The organism is Sedimenticola selenatireducens DSM 17993 (assembly GCF_000428045.1).
GTDB classification, from domain to species: domain Bacteria; phylum Pseudomonadota; class Gammaproteobacteria; order Chromatiales; family Chromatiaceae; genus Sedimenticola; species Sedimenticola selenatireducens.
In genome coordinates, this window is the sequence record NZ_ATZE01000011.1 from 150,651 (window position 1) to 167,128 (window position 16,478).

Annotated in this window: 18 protein-coding genes; 14 read left to right on the plus strand and 4 right to left on the minus strand. The window is 58.1% G+C overall.

Annotated elements, in window-relative coordinates:
* Positions 1-4: 4 nt before the first annotated feature.
* Entirely contained in the window at positions 5-733 is a 729-nt protein-coding gene (locus tag A3GO_RS0110575; RefSeq protein ID WP_029133373.1) for a rhodanese-like domain-containing protein, read from the minus strand.
* 119 nt (positions 734-852) lie between these two features.
* Positions 853-1,227, minus strand: a complete 375-nt coding sequence (locus A3GO_RS0110580) for a hypothetical protein (protein ID WP_157606782.1) — start codon at positions 1,225-1,227, stop codon at positions 853-855.
* 267 nt (positions 1,228-1,494) lie between these two features.
* Between A3GO_RS0110580 and gshB the strand changes: the two genes are divergently transcribed.
* From gshB to A3GO_RS0110630, 9 genes are all read left to right on the plus strand, one after another.
* A complete protein-coding gene (gshB, locus tag A3GO_RS0110585; protein ID WP_029133375.1) occupies positions 1,495-2,445 on the plus strand; it encodes a glutathione synthase in 951 nt (316 codons plus the stop codon).
* A complete protein-coding gene (locus tag A3GO_RS0110590) occupies positions 2,442-3,497 on the plus strand; it encodes an FAD:protein FMN transferase (RefSeq protein WP_029133376.1) in 1,056 nt (351 codons plus the stop codon). Before gshB ends, A3GO_RS0110590 begins: the two co-directional genes overlap by 4 nt.
* Positions 3,498-3,511: 14 nt before the next feature.
* Entirely contained in the window at positions 3,512-4,411 is a 900-nt protein-coding gene (locus A3GO_RS0110595; protein ID WP_029133377.1) for an energy transducer TonB, read from the plus strand.
* A gap of 50 nt (positions 4,412-4,461) precedes the next feature.
* Entirely contained in the window at positions 4,462-5,025 is a 564-nt protein-coding gene (locus A3GO_RS0110600) for a YqgE/AlgH family protein (protein WP_029133378.1), read from the plus strand.
* A 138-nt stretch (positions 5,026-5,163) separates the two neighbouring features.
* The gene (ruvX, locus tag A3GO_RS0110605) at positions 5,164-5,565 is read left to right on the plus strand and encodes a Holliday junction resolvase RuvX (protein WP_029133379.1); all 402 of its coding nucleotides are present in this window, start codon (positions 5,164-5,166) and stop codon (positions 5,563-5,565) included.
* A gap of 7 nt (positions 5,566-5,572) precedes the next feature.
* Positions 5,573-6,097, plus strand: coding sequence for a bifunctional pyr operon transcriptional regulator/uracil phosphoribosyltransferase PyrR (gene pyrR, locus A3GO_RS0110610; RefSeq protein WP_029133380.1), 525 nt, complete (start codon positions 5,573-5,575; stop codon positions 6,095-6,097).
* Complete coding sequence (locus A3GO_RS23545; protein ID WP_037375139.1) at positions 6,094-7,071, plus strand: aspartate carbamoyltransferase catalytic subunit; 978 nt, start codon at positions 6,094-6,096, stop codon at positions 7,069-7,071. The genes pyrR and A3GO_RS23545 overlap by 4 nt, the downstream gene beginning before the upstream one ends.
* Entirely contained in the window at positions 7,068-8,372 is a 1,305-nt protein-coding gene (locus A3GO_RS0110625; protein ID WP_029133382.1) for a dihydroorotase, read from the plus strand. Before A3GO_RS23545 ends, A3GO_RS0110625 begins: the two co-directional genes overlap by 4 nt.
* A gap of 8 nt (positions 8,373-8,380) precedes the next feature.
* A complete protein-coding gene (locus A3GO_RS0110630) occupies positions 8,381-9,262 on the plus strand; it encodes a dihydroorotate dehydrogenase electron transfer subunit (RefSeq protein ID WP_029133383.1) in 882 nt (293 codons plus the stop codon).
* 147 nt (positions 9,263-9,409) lie between these two features.
* Here A3GO_RS0110630 and A3GO_RS0110635 read toward each other — a convergent pair whose 3' ends face one another.
* Both A3GO_RS0110635 and A3GO_RS0110640 read right to left on the minus strand, forming a co-directional pair.
* Positions 9,410-10,567 (minus strand): PilT/PilU family type 4a pilus ATPase, encoded by a 1,158-nt coding sequence (locus A3GO_RS0110635; protein WP_418064555.1) that lies wholly within the window; start codon positions 10,565-10,567, stop codon positions 9,410-9,412.
* A gap of 14 nt (positions 10,568-10,581) precedes the next feature.
* Positions 10,582-11,622: a type IV pilus twitching motility protein PilT gene (locus tag A3GO_RS0110640; RefSeq protein ID WP_029133385.1), complete on the minus strand. Its 1,041-nt coding sequence runs from the start codon at positions 11,620-11,622 to the stop codon at positions 10,582-10,584.
* A 189-nt stretch (positions 11,623-11,811) separates the two neighbouring features.
* Between A3GO_RS0110640 and A3GO_RS0110645 the strand changes: the two genes are divergently transcribed.
* From A3GO_RS0110645 to A3GO_RS23550, 5 genes are all read left to right on the plus strand, one after another.
* Complete coding sequence (locus A3GO_RS0110645; RefSeq protein ID WP_029133386.1) at positions 11,812-12,510, plus strand: YggS family pyridoxal phosphate-dependent enzyme; 699 nt, start codon at positions 11,812-11,814, stop codon at positions 12,508-12,510.
* 78 nt (positions 12,511-12,588) lie between these two features.
* Positions 12,589-13,416 (plus strand): pyrroline-5-carboxylate reductase, encoded by an 828-nt coding sequence (gene proC / locus A3GO_RS0110650; protein WP_029133387.1) that lies wholly within the window; start codon positions 12,589-12,591, stop codon positions 13,414-13,416.
* The gene (locus A3GO_RS0110655; protein WP_211245090.1) at positions 13,416-13,994 is read left to right on the plus strand and encodes a YggT family protein; all 579 of its coding nucleotides are present in this window, start codon (positions 13,416-13,418) and stop codon (positions 13,992-13,994) included. Before proC ends, A3GO_RS0110655 begins: the two co-directional genes overlap by 1 nt.
* A gap of 18 nt (positions 13,995-14,012) precedes the next feature.
* Positions 14,013-14,303, plus strand: coding sequence for a DUF167 family protein (locus tag A3GO_RS0110660; RefSeq protein WP_029133389.1), 291 nt, complete (start codon positions 14,013-14,015; stop codon positions 14,301-14,303).
* Between the two features lie 118 nt (positions 14,304-14,421).
* Positions 14,422-16,404, plus strand: coding sequence for a dynamin family protein (locus A3GO_RS23550; RefSeq protein ID WP_037375142.1), 1,983 nt, complete (start codon positions 14,422-14,424; stop codon positions 16,402-16,404).
* The last annotated feature ends 74 nt before the right edge of the window (positions 16,405-16,478 follow it).

Below are 16,478 nucleotides of genomic sequence, written 5' to 3' on the forward strand. Positions count from 1 at the left end.
ACATTCAATTTACCGTGGTCAGTCCCCACAACTGCCAGAGCTGCATCCCACCACGATAGTAATATATCTTTTCTGCCGGATAACCCACTGCCAGCAAGCCGCGAATTGCCCTGGGTGATTGCCCGCATTCAGGACCGTTACACCAGAGCACCAGTTCCTTGCAGTCGGTGAAGTCCCACTTGTCCGTCATATGTTCGGCGTCCAGCACACCCCACTGCTCCAGTGTCTGCGTCAGCGCCCCGACCGGCTCCCTCTGCTTGGCGCCGAACAACAATAGCGCCTCTACCATTTCTATGTCTTCGACGTCTTTACTCAAATCTGTAAAGGGAATATTGATCGATCCAGGAATGGTACCCTTGGCGTACCACTCCGGTGTTCTGGCGTCGATCAGGAGTCCCAGACCATCCCGCAACTGATTCTCCATAAAGTGAAAAACTTCAATTTCACCGATCGTCTTGACCGACTGATCCACTTCCATCGGTCCGATGCAGAACGGCGGGCAAGGCCGGGCGGTCTTGGCGTAGTAGCCGCGCAGTTCATAATCAGGGTCCTGCACCCGCTGTACCTTGACCGAACGACCTTTGTGAATCACATGAAGATAGGGCTTTCCCTTGTAGAGCATGATCGCGCCATCATCCGCGCCCACCTTCACTTCATCTTCGGCACCAAACCCCGTCCCCGCCGCCAGCGACAGGACAGCAAAAACGGCCAGAAAGACCATTAACTTCCTCATACATTACCCCCATTGAGACCTGCTATCTGACGTAGCTTAATTATTGAAACTTCACTGTTACTTTCAGCTGTATCGTCCGGTTATCGTCTAACCTGAATATTTTTTTTCTGTTTTTGCCATCATCGATGCAGAAAACGATCCATGATCTTTTTTCTCAGCTCAGAAATAGTCGCGCCGGATTGATACTCCTGATATATCTCTTCCTGGCTGCTAGGTCCCAGCTTGCTGTAAAACACAGCGCTGCCGGCATATTTTTCCTTCAACTCACTCTCAAAGGATTCACGGGAAAGTCGGTCACCCGCCACCTCTGCGGAAGCCACGCCTGCGGCAGGCTTGTCAACCTTGCCAGCCTCCTGTTGAAGAGCGCTCAGATAATCATCTTCTCCGGCCGCACTCACTGAGAACGAGATCACAAAACCGAAAATCACCCGGCAGGACCAGCGCAGTGTCGGGACAACCCGGCCTGTTTCACCACGAAATTGCCACATCCTCATAACACATCACACCTCCCAAACCACACATACACTAGAGATTCAAAATCCCACGCCTGACAGCCTTTCATTGCCCTCAAACGCCCATTCCATTGGGTGTAATTGTAATAATCGGGTCCCTGTATGAATCTGATTTTTTCTAGCCATGGCGCTTTATTACGATCATAACCTGAGAGAAAATAGCAACAGATAACCCCCACTGCAACCATGAAAAAGGAAAGTTGCCACAAGGTCGCCGACAAACAGACCGTCCTCGGGTATTATTGGAAAATGACTATTACTCTCGGTGTCGTGATGGATCCGATTGATTCCATCAACATAAAAAAAGACAGCACCTTTGCCATGCTGCTGGAAGCCCAGCGACGTGGCTGGGGGGTGCGATACATGGAGCAGCAGGATCTGTATCTGGACAACGACCGGGCCTGTGCCCGGGTCCGGACTCTGCTGGTTGAAGAGAATCCCCAGGAGTGGTTCCGTTTTGTAGGTGATGAAACTATCCCACTGGATGAACTTGATGTCATCTTGATGCGCAAAGACCCACCTTTCGACATGGACTATATCTACTCCACTTATCTGCTGGAGAAAGCGGAAGAGCGTGGTGTATTGATCGTCAATCACCCGGCCAGCCTGCGAGACTGTAACGAGAAGCTGTTTACCGCCTGGTTTCCCCAGTGCTGCACACCTACTCTGGTCACCAGCAATCGGGAACGAATTCTTCGCTTCATGGAGCAGCAGAAAGACATTATTCTCAAGCCACTGGACGGGATGGGCGGCAGCTCGATTTTCCGCATACGCCAGGGAGATCCCAATGCCAATGTGATTATCGAAACCCTGACCAGCCACGGCAAACGGCTCAGCATGGCGCAACGCTTCGTACCCGAGATCAGTCAGGGCGACAAACGCATTCTGATGGTGGATGGCGAGCCGGTTCCCTATGCCCTGGCGCGAATCCCCAAGCCGGGTGAAACCAGAGGCAATCTGGCGGCCGGCGGCACCGGCCAGGGTATTCCGCTGTCAGAACAGGATCGCTGGATTGCCCTTCAGGTAGGCCCCAGCCTGAGGCAGCGTGGCATACTGTTCGCAGGACTGGATGTAATCGGTGATTATCTTACCGAGATCAACATCACCAGCCCGACCTGTATCCGCGAACTGGATAGCCAGTTCGGACTCAATATCAGCGCCCAACTGATGGATCGTATTGAAGAGAAATTGGCTGCATGAAGTGTCTGAAAACCGTTGCCTGGCTGATATTACTGCTACTCCTGACCGGCTGCGACACGCCCCCCCCGATCTACAAGGGAAAATTCCTGGCCTTTGGCACCCTGGTGGACATCTCTATCGCCGGACTGCCTGAGCGGGAGGCCCAGGCCGCCACCGACATCATAGAAGATGACTTCAAGCGCATGCACCGCTCCTGGCACGCCTGGGATCCGGGCCCGCTGGGTCGGGTCAATCGACTGATTCAGACCGGCGAGACCTTTTCCGCGCCGCCTTCCGTGCTGCCGTTGATCAAACACGGCATCAGGTTGTCAGACAAAAGCAATGGCCTGTTCAATCCGGCCATTGGCCAATTGATCGATTTATGGGGTTTTCACAGCAACGATCCGAACGGACATCGCCCTCCGCCACAGGCAGCCATTGACCGGATGCTGGCTGACGCACCAAAGATGAGCGACCTGCAGCTGGACGGTATACAGATGCGCAGCAACAATCCCTCGGTCAAACTGGATTTTGGCGCCTTCGGGAAAGGCTACGGAATTGATCTCGCCATGGAGCACCTGAAAGAGCTGGGCATTCAAAACGCCATTCTTAATGCTGGCGGAGACCTGCGGGCGATAGGCAACAAGAACGGTGAGCCCTGGCGCATCGCCATACGTCACCCGAGCGGTGAGGGTGTGCTGGGCGTTATAGAGACAAAGGGGAGTGAAAGTATCTTCACCTCGGGCGACTACGAGCGAAATTTCACCTGGGAGGGCAAACGCTATCACCACATCATTGACCCCAGAACCGGCTATCCTGCCATCGGCACCCGCTCGGTGACCGTGATCCATGATGACGCCACCACGGCGGATGCGGCCGCTACCGCCCTGTTTATTGCCGGCCCCTCAAACTGGTATGAGATCGCCCAGCGCATGGGAATAGGCTATGTACTACTGGTCGACTCGGACGGCATCCTGCACATGAACCCGGCGATGCAGGAACGGGTTGAACTGACCGACAATAGCTACACCATCAAGCTGAGCCCCCCGCTCACAACGAAACCCGGACATTGACCGGCCAAGGCATAATGAAGCGTTCCGGCATAATCACCTCGATAGACCGACTGGGACTAACGCTGTTCGTGGCGGTCACCCTGCATGCCATCATCATTCTGGGCATCAGCTTCACCCTGGAGACACCGAAAAAGCCCCCCACACCTGATCGTACCCTGGAGATCATGGTGGTGCAGAATCCCAAAAAACCCGAGATAAAAAAGCCGATAGAGAAGGCAGACTTTCTTGCCCAGTCCAGCCACGAGGGCGGCGGAGACCAGACCGAGAAGGTACGTCCCAAAACCGAGATAACGCCTCCAACACCACCCCAGCGGCGGGAGCAGGTCCAGGCGGCACCTACATCACCACCGACACCCGAAACAACGGCAAAAAAACCCAGGAAGGTGCTTACCCGGCAACAGCCGACAGAACAGAAGATCGAAACCACGCCCAAGCAGCAGCCGAAGCCGTCCACACCAAAAAAGGTGACCGCGGCACAGTTGCTGGCCAGCACCAACCAGGAGATCACCCGGCTGACCGCCGAACTGGACAAAAAAACCAAGGCCTACGCCAAGCGCCCGCGCCGCAAAACCCTTATGGCAAGCACCCAGGAGTACAAATATGCCAGTTACCTGGATGCCTGGCGACGCAAGGTGGAGCGGGTCGGCAACCTGAACTATCCGGATGAGGCGAAACGGCGCAAGCTGTATGGCAACCTGGTACTGCACGTGGCGATTCGCCCCGATGGTAGCGTCAGGGCAATCAATGTGCGCAAATCCTCAGGGCACAAGCTGCTGGATGACGCGGCCATCCGCATTGTCAAGCTCTCCGCCCCGTTCGCCCCCTTTCCGGCCGAGATCAGAAAAGAGACCGATATCCTCGATATCATCCGTACCTGGCAGTTCCGCAACAACGACCAACTTTTTTCAAAATAGTATCCGCTGGTGGTTGCGGAGCACACCCCCGCATCCGATACTATATAGCCATGAGCAACCCTGAATCCCTGACCAACCAGTTTCTCATCGCCATGCCGGGGCTGGATGATGCCAACTTTCACCACACCGTGACCTATCTCTGTCAGCACGGACTTGAGGGCGCCATGGGTATAGTCATCAACCGACCTTCCGGTTTGCGCCTCAATGACATTCTCGAACAGCTTGAGATCAGTGACAGCGCCCTGCCATCTGCCGAACAGCCGATCTATATAGGCGGGCCGGTACAGACTGACCGCGGTTTCGTGCTGCACACCAGCGGAGGCGAGTGGGATTCAACACTGCAAATCACCTCTACCATCAGCATCACCACCTCTCGGGACATCCTGGATGCCATCGCCAAGGGCAAGGGACCGGAAAAGTCCCTGATCGCTCTCGGTTACGCCGGTTGGGGAGTAGGTCAACTGGAACAGGAGATGAGTGCCAACGCCTGGCTGAACGGGCCGGCGCCGGAGAATGTGCTGTTTGATCTGCCGGCGGAGGCGCGCTGGGAAGCCGCCGCAAAAGCTCTCGGGATTGACCTGAACCTGCTGTCGGGTGAAGCCGGGCATGCCTAGGAACCCGGCCGATTTCAAACTGACCCACCCGGTTCAGGATTCCCGCTCCGCAGTTGATCCCCTATCTCCGGGGCCGCATGGAATTTTCGGCAGTCATTCAGACGCCTGCCGAACTGCACGCTGATCCAGCGCGAAAAAATGGGTACACTACTGGGCTTCGACTACGGCACCGCCAAGATCGGCATTGCCGTCGGCCAGACCGAGACCGGGACCGCCAATCCACTCACGACCCTGCGGGCCATCCAGCAAAAACCTGACTGGACAGCGATCGGCAGACTGATCGACGACTGGCTACCGGAGGCACTGGTGGTAGGCCTGCCGTATGACATGGATGACACAGAGACCGAGATTGCGCCCCTTGCGCGCCGCTTTGCCCGGCAATTGGAAGGTCGTTACCGGCTCCCTGTGCACATGGCGGACGAGCGGCTTACCTCACAGGTAGCCCGGCAGTTACTGGGGCGCAAGATAAAAAAATATGAAGAACTGGACGCTATTGCAGCAAAACTGATACTGGAAACCTGGCTAAGTGAACGACGATAAAATCTATATGCAGGCCGAAGCGATTAATGAGCTGATCGGCGAAATGACACAAGCCATCAAAACCCGCCTTGAAGTTCAGCAAATCAAGGACCCGGTCATGATCGGCATTCACACTGGTGGCGTCTGGCTGGCGGAGCGACTGCACAAACTGCTGGGAATCAAACAACCGCTGGGCACCCTGGACATCTCATTCTACCGGGATGATTTCACCCGTATCGGCATGAACCCGAAGGTCAAGCCGTCACAGATCCCCTTCGAGCTGGAGGACCGCCACATTATCCTGGTGGATGATGTGCTGCAGACCGGCCGCACCATCCGCGCCGCCATGAACGAGATTTTCGACTACGGCCGCCCCGCCTCGATCACCCTGGCCACCCTGGTGGAGCGCAGCGGTCGAGAGCTGCCGATACAGCCCAGCGTGGTGGGCGTACGGCCGCCCCTGACCAGCGAACAACAGATAACATTGACCGGGCCGGACCCGCTCAAGCTGATCATCGGCACCTCGAAACAGGAGACCAGGGGAACATCGTGAGCAAGCCCAATATCCAACTCGACAGCCACGGCAGACTCAAACACTTCCTCACGATTGACGGCCTCAAGCGGGAGATGCTGACCGAAATACTCGACACCGCCGAATCCTTCACCGGGGTATCGGAACGGGTGGTCAAGAAGGTACCGCTGCTGCGCGGCAAGACCATCTGCAACCTGTTCTTCGAGAACAGCACCCGCACCCGCACCACCTTCGAAGTGGCGGCCAAGCGGCTCTCGGCGGATGTGCTCAATCTCAATGTCAGCACCTCCTCCACCACCAAGGGCGAGACCCTGCTGGATACGCTGCGGAATCTCGAAGCGATGCACGTGGACATGTTCGTGATCCGCCATTCAGACAGTGGTGCCGCGCACTTTTTCGCCACCCACGCCGCACCTCATATCAGCGTCATTAACGCCGGCGACGGCCAGCATGCACACCCCACACAAGCGATGCTGGACATGTTCACAATCCGGCGCCACAAAGAGGAGTTCACCGGACTGCGGGTGGCCATAGTCGGGGATGTGCTGCACTCCCGGGTGGCCCGCTCACAGATCCTGGCCCTGAACACCCTGGGCACATCCGAGGTCCGGGTGATTGCCCCGCGCACCCTGCTGCCACCCGACCCCCGCACCCTGGGGGTGCACATTTTCCATGACCTGGAAGAGGGCATCCGGGATGTGGATGTGGTGATCATGCTGCGTCTGCAGAAAGAGCGCATGACCGGCGCCCTGCTACCCAGCGAGCATGAATACTTCCAGCTCTACGGACTCACCGAAAAGCGCCTCAAGGCGGCCAAGCCGGACGCTATCGTAATGCATCCAGGCCCCATCAACCGGGGTGTGGAAATGGATTCCCAGGTGGCCGACGGGCCGCGCTCGGTGATCCTCCAGCAGGTGAGTTTCGGTATCGCCGTGCGCATGGCGGTGATGTCCATGACCATGGGTACCCAGGCCCAGGGAGCAGCGGCACGATGAACGCCCCCAACAGCACCTCTATTCTCGGCGGACGCCTGATTGATCCAGCCAGCGGTATCGACAGCGTCACGGACATTTTCATACACAATGGAAAAATCCTGGCCATTGGCGAGCCACCCGAGGGCTTCACCGCCCACCACACCATTGATGCCAGCGGCCAGATTGTCTGTCCCGGCCTGGTGGACCTGAGTGCCCGGATGCGCGAACCCGGTCAGGAACATATCGCCACCATCGCCAGCGAAACCGCGCTGGCGGCCCGATCCGGCATCACCACCCTCTGCTGCCCACCGGACACCGATCCGGTTATTGACACACCGGCGGTTGTCACCCTGCTGTTGCGCCGCGCCAAACGCTCGGCGCGGGCGCGACTGCTGCCGATCGGCGCTATGACCCAGCAACTGGCTGGCGAACACCTGAGCGAAATGGTGGCCCTGAAACGGGCCGGCTGTGTCGCCATGAGCAACGGCTACGCCCCGCTCGCCAACACCCTGGTTGAACGGCGCGCCCTGGAATATGCCGCCACCTTTGGCATTACAGCGATTCTGCGCCCGGAAGACCGTCATCTGCGTAACAACGGCTATGCCCACGAAGGACCGGTGAGCGCCCGCCTGGGTTTACCTGGCATCCCGGAAGCGGCCGAGTCGGTGGCGGTGGCCAGGGATCTGGCACTGGCCGAGCACACCGGCTGTCGCATCCACTTCCACCTGCTCTCCAGCGGCACGGCGGCACGCATGATCGAACAGGCCCAACAGCAACGCCTGCAGGTGTCCGCCAATGTGGCCGCCCACCAGTTACACCTGACCGAGATGGATATCGAGGACTTCGACAGCAACTGTCATCTGAACCCGCCCCTGCGCAGCCTGGCAGACCGGGAGGCCTTGCGTGCAGCCCTTGCCAAGGGGGTAATCGGCGCCATCTGCTCGGATCACCAACCGCTGAAAGCAGACGCCAAGGAGGCGCCCTTTCCCTCCACCGCCACCGGCATGGCCGGTTTGCAGACCCTGCTGCCGCTGACCCTTAAACTGGTGGATGAGGGGGTACTCGGCCTCTCCGAGGCGATTGCCCGCATCACTTGCGGTCCGGCGGATATGCTGGGCCTCCCCTATGGCAGGCTCCAGCCGGGCAGCAGCGCGGACATCTGTATATTTGATCCCCACAGACACTGGGTCCTCAAGCGGGAGGAGATGCCAAGCTCGGGACGCAACACCCCCTTTATCGGCTGGGAGTTCCAGGGCCAGGTGACCCATACCCTGTTTGAAGGGCGCATCGTTTTCCACTCCGACAGTACAACCCAGGCTTGAGCCAGCACATGACAGACAGCAGACCCCACAGAGACACCATCTTCCTGGAAGAGGCGGAGATCATCTCCCACCAGGCGTTCGAAGGCGATCAATACATTCTCCGCCTGCGGGCGCCCCGCTGTGCTGAAAAGGCGCTGCCCGGCAGTTTCGCCCATATCCAGTGCGACAGCTCCAGGCCGCTGCGCCGACCGATTTCCATCATGCGCACCTCGGCAGAGCAGGGCTGGGTGGAATTCCTGTACAAGGCCGTGGGTGAAGGCACCCGCCTGCTGGCCCGACGCAAACCGGGCGAGCGGATCAGCGTTCTCGGCCCCATCGGTGTCCCTTTCAAGTTCAATCCGGAGCGCTCCCGGCCGCTGCTGATCGGCGGCGGGGTCGGCATGCCACCGATGGTTTTTATTGCGCAGGCACTGGCGGGCAATGCCGAGTTCAAACCGCTGGTGATCCTCGGCTCCGAGGTGCCTTTCCCCTTCAAGCCCCAGCCTTCGGCCCTGCTGATGCCAGAGATGCCGGACGGGGTCATCGCCAGCATGCCGCTGCTGGATGACTGGCACATACCGAGCCGGCTGGCCAGCCTGCAGGGTTTCCCCGGCTGCCACGAAGGCTACGTGACCGATCTGGCGCGTCACTGGCTACAGGCATTACCTGCGGATGAACTGGCCCAAGTGGAGATCTTCTCCTGCGGGCCCCATCCGATGCTGGAGAGCGTGGCGCGGCTGGCAGGTGAATTCAGCCTCCCCTGTCAGGTCTCGCTGGAAGAGTTCATGGCATGCGGCGTGGGCGGTTGCGCCGGTTGCGTAGTAGAGGTGCAGACTGGCCAGGGTCCTGCCATGAAGCGGGTCTGCGTGGATGGGCCGGTGTTCGACGCGCGCGCGGTGTTTCCGTCCTGAGAGCCGGCCACAGCAGGCGGGAACCGATCCCGCATCCCGATGCATTCCCACGCGGAGCGTGGGAACGAGGGGCTCCCGGGATCTCAAGGTGACGTAGGTTGGGTTCCGACGCTCGCAGTTTCGTAGGTTGGGGTGAGGAACGAACCCCTAGATATCTTCCTCATCCAGCAGTGAGACCGTATTCATCCTCGCCGCATGGCGCTCCGCATCACCCCCTCCCAGCTTGATCATCAGACGCACCTCGTTGGCCGAGTCGGCATACAGGATGGCATCTTCATAGGTGATCTCGCCGTCGGTATAGAGCTTGTAGAGCGCCTGATCGAAGGTGACCATGCCCTGCTCGGTGGAGCGCTTCATCAGTTCCTTCAGCTTGTGCACCTCACCCTTGCGGATCAGGTCGGATGCCAGGGGGGTATTCACCAGGATCTCCACCACCGGCCGGCGGCTCTTGCCATCCGGACGGCGAACCAACTGCTGGGCGATAACCGCCCGCAGATTCAGCGAGAGGTCCATGAACACCTGGTCACGGCGATCTTCCGGGAAGAAATTGATCATCCGGTCCAGTGCCTGGTTGGCATTGTTGGCATGCAGCGTGGAGAGCACCAGGTGGCCGGTTTCCGCGAATGCAATCGCATGCTCCATGGTTTCCCTGGTGCGGATCTCACCAATCAGGATCACGTCCGGCGCCTGACGCAGGGTGTTCTTCAGCGCCACTTCATAGGACTCTGTATCTATACCCACCTCGCGCTGGGTAATGATGCAGCCGTCATGATTGTGGATAAACTCGATCGGGTCCTCAATGGTGATGACATGGCCTGAACTGTTGCGATTCCGGTATCCCACCAGGGACGCCAGCGAGGTGGACTTGCCCGTTCCCGTGGCACCGACAAAGAACACAATCCCCCGCTTGGCCATTGCCAGCTCCTTCAATATGGGGGGCAACAGCAGATCATGGATCTCCGGGATACGGGTCTCGATACGCCGCAGCACCATGCCGACGGCATCCCGCTGCACGAAGGCACTGACCCTGAACCGGCCCGCCCCCTTGGAGCTGACCGCAAAGTTACACTCATTGGTCTGGTTAAACTCTTCCCGCTGGGCCGGCGACATGATGCTCATCACCAGCTCCCTGGACTGCTCATCGCTGAACTTGGTCTTGGCCACCGGCATGATACGGCCATTGACCTTGATGCAGGGCGGCATGCCCGCGGTAATAAAGAGGTCGGAGGCCTTTTTCTGGGCCATCAGATTCAAGATTGCATTAAAGTCCACTTTATCCTCGCTACCGATTTCCACCGGCTCCATGATTCACGCATGCATTAACTACTGAATATCTCTTTGTTCATCGCCTTGGAACGTGCATCCAGCCGACTGATCATTCCCTTCTTCACCAGCTCCTGCAGATGCTGATCCAGCGTCTGCATGCCATGGGCCTGTCCGGTCTGGATCGCCGAGTACATCTGCGCCACCTTGTCCTCGCGGATCAGGTTGCGGATCGCCGGCGTACCGACCATGATCTCCCAGGCGGCGGTACGGCCACCCCCTACCTTCTTCAGCAGGGTCTGGGCGATCACTGATCGCAGCGATTCCGACAGCATGGAGCGGACCATCGATTTCTCACCGGCCGGGAACACATCGATAATACGATCGATGGTCTTGGCCGCCGAACTGGTATGCAGGGTACCGAACACCAGGTGTCCGGTCTCGGCCGCCGTCAACGCCAACCGGATGGTCTCCAGGTCACGCAGCTCACCGACCAGAATAATATCCGGGTCCTCACGCAGTGCCGAACGCAACGCCTCGGAAAAACCCAGGGTATCCCGGTGCACTTCACGCTGGTTGATCAGGCACTTCTTGCTGGTGTGTACAAACTCGATCGGATCCTCGATGGTGAGGATATGGGCATACTCATTGTCGTTCTTGTAATCCATCATCGCCGCCAGCGTGGTGGATTTACCCGAACCGGTGGGCCCGGTCACCAGCACCAGCCCGCGTGGCACATTGACAATATCCTTGAAAGTTTCCGGACAACCCAGATCTTCCAGCGTCAGCACCTTCGACGGAATGGTACGGAAAACCGCGGAAGCACCGCGATCCTGATTGAAGGCATTGACACGAAAACGGGCAAGACCCGGTATCTCGAAGGAGAAGTCCGTTTCCAGAAACTCCTCGTAATCTTTCCGTTGCTTGTCGTTCATGATGTCATAGACCAGACCATGAACGATCTTGTGGTCCAGTGCCGGTACATTAATCCGGCGAATATCCCCGTCCACCCGAATCATGGGTGGCAATCCCGCCGAAATATGTAAGTCCGAAGCCTCATGCTTGACGCTGAAGGCAAGAAGCTCAGCAATATCCATACAACACTTCTCCCGTTATTTTGTTATCTGTATGGCACGCCGTGACACTATCCCCACTGCCCCGGTTGTGCCTGCCGTTTACGGATTAGCGGCCGCTATTGGGGAAACTGGTATTTATTTGTTTTAATATCCAAGCTGCAACCGCACCCCATTACCAACCCATTATAGACACACAGGCCTATCAAGATCATGCCCTCTATCCAATCCCGGCTCGAATCCGTCAGACAGCAGATCCAACAGGCTGAACAGAAGTACCATCGCGACGCCGGTACGGTGCAACTGCTGGCTGTTAGTAAAACCCGCCCTGTGGAAGATATTCTCCAGGCCGTCGAGGCCGGGCAACACCGGTTTGGCGAGAGCTATATCCAGGAGGCCCTCGACAAAATCGAACAGCTCGGCAATCTGGCTCTCGAGTGGCACTTTATCGGCAGGATACAGGGAAACAAGACACGAGCCATAGCGGAAAACTTCGACTGGGTTCACAGTATCGACAGTGCCAAACAGCTGAGACGCCTGAATGACCAGCGTCCAGGGTCGTTGGCTCCTCTTAAAATCTGTCTGCAGATCAAGATAGACGAAGAAGAGAGCAAGGCAGGCATCCGGCCAGATGAGGCGCGAGAACTGGTCAAAGCGATGCACCACTACCCCAGGCTCTCGCTGCAGGGGCTGATGACCCTCCCGGCGCCTTCGGAGCAGTTTGATGCCCAACGGAAGCCATTCAGGCAACTGAGGGAGCTCAGGGATGAACTGGCCAGCGCTGAATTACCGCTCACCATGCTCTCCATGGGGATGACGGATGATCTTGAGGCGGCCGTTGCGGAAGGCTCGACCATGGTACGTATCGGTACCGCCATCTTTGGCCCGAGACACTATCCCGACCAGTCATGATCCGGCATATATCAGCCGATCCGAATGCGCTAGGATATAGGGTCAAATCAACCACAACAACCAACTACGATGACTGACATGAGCAGCAAGACCATCACATTTATCGGCGCCGGCAATATGGCCACCAGCCTGATCGGCGGCCTGGTCGCCGATGGCTACGACCCGAAAAGAATTATTGCCAGCGACCCTGACAGTGGCAAACTGGCCGATCTCTCGGCGCGCTTCGGCATCCAGTCAGCGACGGACAACGGCACTGCCATCCAGCGGGCGGATGTAGTGGTACTGGCGGTAAAGCCCCAGGTACTGGAGCGGATATGTGATGAGATACGGCAAGCCGTGCAGCAGCGGCAGCCCTTGCTGGTATCGATCGCTGCAGGCATCCGGGAGGCGGACATGCAGGCATGGCTGGGCGGCGACATCGCCCTGGTACGCACCATGCCCAACACACCCGCCATGCTGCAGGCCGGCGCCACCGTGCTGCATGCCGGCCGTGGCGTATCAGAGGCACAACGGGATCTGGCGGAATCCATTCTGCGCGCGGTGGGGCTGACCCGCTGGGTCGACAACGAAGCCTTGATGGATATCGCCACCGCCCTCTCCGGCAGTGGCCCCGCCTACTTTTTCCTGGTCATGGAGGCGATGGAGGCAGCCGCCATCAGCAACGGCCTGCCCGCCGATACGGCCCGCCTGCTCACCATCCAGACCGCCCTCGGTGCGGCGCGCATGGCCATCGAAAGCAGCGACGGCCCGGCAACCCTGAGACAGAAGGTCACCTCGCCGGGCGGCACCACCGAGCGGGCCCTGTCGATTCTGGAACAGGGCAATCTCAGGACCCTGTTCGAAGAAGCCATTAGCGGTGCCTGTGAACGCTCCCGGGAGCTGTCAGAGATGTTGGGGAATCACTGATGGGCAGCAATTACCTGACCGATCCGCTGGCGTTCCTGATCCAGGTCATCTTTGACCTGATGATTCTGGTGGTGATGCTGCGCTTCATCCTGCAACTGGTGCGGGCCAACTTTTACAATCCGATCTCCCAGTTCACGGTCAAGATGACCACGCCGCTGTTGCGTCCACTGCGTCGGGTCATCCCCGGGATGGGCGGTATCGACATCGCCTCGATCGTACTAATGATCCTGCTCAAGACCCTGGAACTGATCCTGATCATGCTGGTCTCGGGAACGGGGGTCCAACCTCTCGCCGCCATGGCCATCGCCATACCTGAGCTGATCAGTCTGGCTATTAACTTCTTCCTGATTGCCATTCTGATCCAGGTGATCCTGAGCTGGGTCAATCCGGGCAGCTACAGCCCTGCCACTGACCTGATCCAGAGCATCACGGCACCCCTGCTGAGACCGGCCCAGCGCCTGATCCCGCCCATTGGCGGCATCGACCTCTCTCCCATGGCGGTACTGGTGGCGCTGCAACTATTGAAAATGCTGCTGATCCCTCCATTGCAGATGTTAACCGCAGGCCTGCTCCTTTGACCGGGGACGATGGCCATCTTGAGCGCTGACTGGTATCGCTGGGAGGGGGATGACCTGCTGCTTCGCCTGCGGGTGCAGCCCAGGGCGGGGAGAGATCAGTTTGTCGGCCCTTACGGTGACCAGTACAAGGTGCGCATCACTGCTCCACCCGTGGAGGGCAAGGCCAACGAGCACCTGTTGCGTTTCCTGGCCAAGGCCTTCGGGGTCAGCCGGGAGCAGGTCAGCCTGATCAGTGGTGACAGCTGCAAAAACAAGGGATTCCGCATCCAGGGGCCGCGCAAATTCCCAATCTCCCTCACAAAACCATAAAAAACACCTGCGGTTTATTTGAAATTTCAACGCAGTAGCCGTGAAACTACCTATAATTTCTCGAAACCTCAGCCAACCCTGTAGTAAGATCGGCCAATAAAAACAGAAGGAGCGTCCTGTGGAGCGATCGCGACTGGAAACACAGTTGAAGGCCTACGAGCAATGGAAAGCGGATATTATTCGTACGGTCAAGCTCTACTACAGCTGGTTGAGCAAACATCGCCTGGCGACGGATGAGAGTGAAAAACGCATCCGGGAGTGCCTGGCATCGCTCTATAGTGATCGTTTGACCATCGCGTTCGTGGCCGAGTTCTCCCGCGGCAAGACCGAGTTGATCAACGCCATTTTTTTCTCTGACTTTGGCCGCCGCCTCCTCCCCTCCACCGCCGGCCGCACCACCATGTGCCCAACCGAGCTGTTCTATGATCAGCAGGCAGACCAATCCTATGTCCGGCTGTTGCCGATCGAAACCCGTCTGCAGGACACCAGCATTCGCGATCTGAAGCGTAAACCGGCGCTCTGGGTGACCTATCCGCTGAACCTGGACTCGGCGGATCAGGTCGAAGATTGCCTGCAGGAGGTGGTCAAGACCCGCAAGGTCACTTTGGCCGAGGCGGTTCGCCTGGGCATGTATGACCCCCAGCAGCACCCCAATCAGAGCCGGCCCCCCGATTTCGTCGAGATACCCAAGTGGCGTCATGCCATGATCAGCTTCCCCCATCCCTTGTTGAAACAGGGGTTGACCATCCTCGACACCCCGGGACTCAATGCCCTGGGCAGCGAGCCGGAACTGACCCTGAAGATGCTCCCCTCCGCCCAGGCGGTGCTGTTCGTACTGGCCGCCGATGCCGGCGTCACCCGCAGTGATCTCGAGATGTGGCAGAACCATATCAAGGGCTTTCAGCGCAGTCGCCAGCGCGGCCTGATCGTGGTGCTGAACAAGATCGACACGCTCTGGGATGAACTACAGGATGAGACGAGTATCAATGACGCCATCAGCCGCCAGCGCAATCACACCGCCCAGATACTTGGGGTCAACCGCAAGGCGATATTCCCTGTCTCTGCCCACAAGGGCCTGCTGGGTAAGATCAAGGGTGACGACAAGTTAATGGAGCAGAGTCGCCTGCTGAATCTGGAGCACTACCTGTCAAACGATATCCTCGACTCACGCCAGGAGATCATCAAGGATACGGTGACGGCCGAAATCAGCCAGATGGTCGAAAACACCCGCGGCATTGTCGCCACCAAACTTAACGGCATCCAGGCACAACTGGATGAACTGCGCCAGCTCAGCGGTAAAAGTCAGGAAGTGATCGAACACATGATGACCAAAACCCGCGCCGAACAGGCGGACTACATGCGCAACGTCAACAGCTTCCAGGCCAGCCGCAAAATCCTGAAAGAGCAGGCCACTACGCTGCGGGACGCCCTGGATCTGAAAAAACTGGAGCGCTCCATCACCGCAACCCACAACACCATGGCGGACAACTGGACCACTCTCGGCCTCAAATCAAGCATGCGCAGCCTGTTCGACGGCATGCGCAGCGATATGCAGGTGGTGGTGGAACAGAGCGAGCAGGCACGCAAGCTGATCCGCAGTATCTATCGGCGGTTTCAGAATGAGCACGGCTTCTCCGTGGTGCAACCGAAGATGTTCTCTATCATGCGTTACCGGGTTGAGCTGGAGATGCTCTATCAGGAGGCGGAAATTTTCCGCAAGAGCCCGGTTACCGCCATGACCGAAAAACACTTCGTTGTGAAGCGGTTCTTTGTTGCCATGGTGAGTCGGGCCAAGGATATCTTCTTCCAGGCCAGACAGGAAGTGGACAGCTGGCTCAGCACCGCATTGGAACCCCTCACCTTCCAGATCCGCGAACACAAGGAACAGATGGAACGCCGCCTGCTGGACCTGCAGAAGATCAGCCGCTCCCGGGACACCCTGGACTCCAGGGTGACTGAACTGAAGAATCAGCACAATGCAGTGGCTAAGCAGCTGACCATTTTACGAAATATCCACAATACGTTGAATACCAGCTATCCGCTGGCGGAAGAGGCGCGACCGAAACCCAAACTGGTATCGACCAGAAAAACCGCCAGTTGAGCCAGTCCGCCAGAATCAACTGCTGCCAGCAGCGCATTTTCATAAAGGCGCTTTAGCGCTATCCTTTAAGACAG

Excerpts from the sequence above, each read along its gene's own strand:
- A3GO_RS0110630 (WP_029133383.1), top strand. The coding sequence starts at position 8,381 with ATGACAGACAGCAGACCCCACAGAGACACCATCTTCCTGGAAGAGGCG.
- A3GO_RS0110600 (WP_029133378.1), top strand. The coding sequence starts at position 4,462 with ATGAGCAACCCTGAATCCCTGACCAACCAGTTTCTCATCGCCATGCCG.
- A3GO_RS0110635 (WP_418064555.1), bottom strand. The coding sequence starts at position 10,567 with ATGGAGCCGGTGGAAATCGGTAGCGAGGATAAAGTGGACTTTAATGCA.
- proC (WP_029133387.1), top strand. The coding sequence starts at position 12,589 with ATGAGCAGCAAGACCATCACATTTATCGGCGCCGGCAATATGGCCACC.
- A3GO_RS0110575 (WP_029133373.1), bottom strand. The coding sequence starts at position 733 with ATGAGGAAGTTAATGGTCTTTCTGGCCGTTTTTGCTGTCCTGTCGCTG.
- A3GO_RS0110645 (WP_029133386.1), top strand. The coding sequence starts at position 11,812 with ATGCCCTCTATCCAATCCCGGCTCGAATCCGTCAGACAGCAGATCCAA.
- pyrR (WP_029133380.1), top strand. The coding sequence starts at position 5,573 with ATGCAGGCCGAAGCGATTAATGAGCTGATCGGCGAAATGACACAAGCC.
- A3GO_RS0110590 (WP_029133376.1), top strand. The coding sequence starts at position 2,442 with ATGAAGTGTCTGAAAACCGTTGCCTGGCTGATATTACTGCTACTCCTG.
- A3GO_RS0110655 (WP_211245090.1), top strand. The coding sequence starts at position 13,416 with ATGGGCAGCAATTACCTGACCGATCCGCTGGCGTTCCTGATCCAGGTC.
- A3GO_RS0110595 (WP_029133377.1), top strand. The coding sequence starts at position 3,512 with ATGAAGCGTTCCGGCATAATCACCTCGATAGACCGACTGGGACTAACG.
- gshB (WP_029133375.1), top strand. The coding sequence starts at position 1,495 with ATGACTATTACTCTCGGTGTCGTGATGGATCCGATTGATTCCATCAAC.
- A3GO_RS0110625 (WP_029133382.1), top strand. The coding sequence starts at position 7,068 with ATGAACGCCCCCAACAGCACCTCTATTCTCGGCGGACGCCTGATTGAT.
- A3GO_RS0110580 (WP_157606782.1), bottom strand. The coding sequence starts at position 1,227 with ATGAGGATGTGGCAATTTCGTGGTGAAACAGGCCGGGTTGTCCCGACA.
- ruvX (WP_029133379.1), top strand. The coding sequence starts at position 5,164 with ATGGGTACACTACTGGGCTTCGACTACGGCACCGCCAAGATCGGCATT.
- A3GO_RS0110640 (WP_029133385.1), bottom strand. The coding sequence starts at position 11,622 with ATGGATATTGCTGAGCTTCTTGCCTTCAGCGTCAAGCATGAGGCTTCG.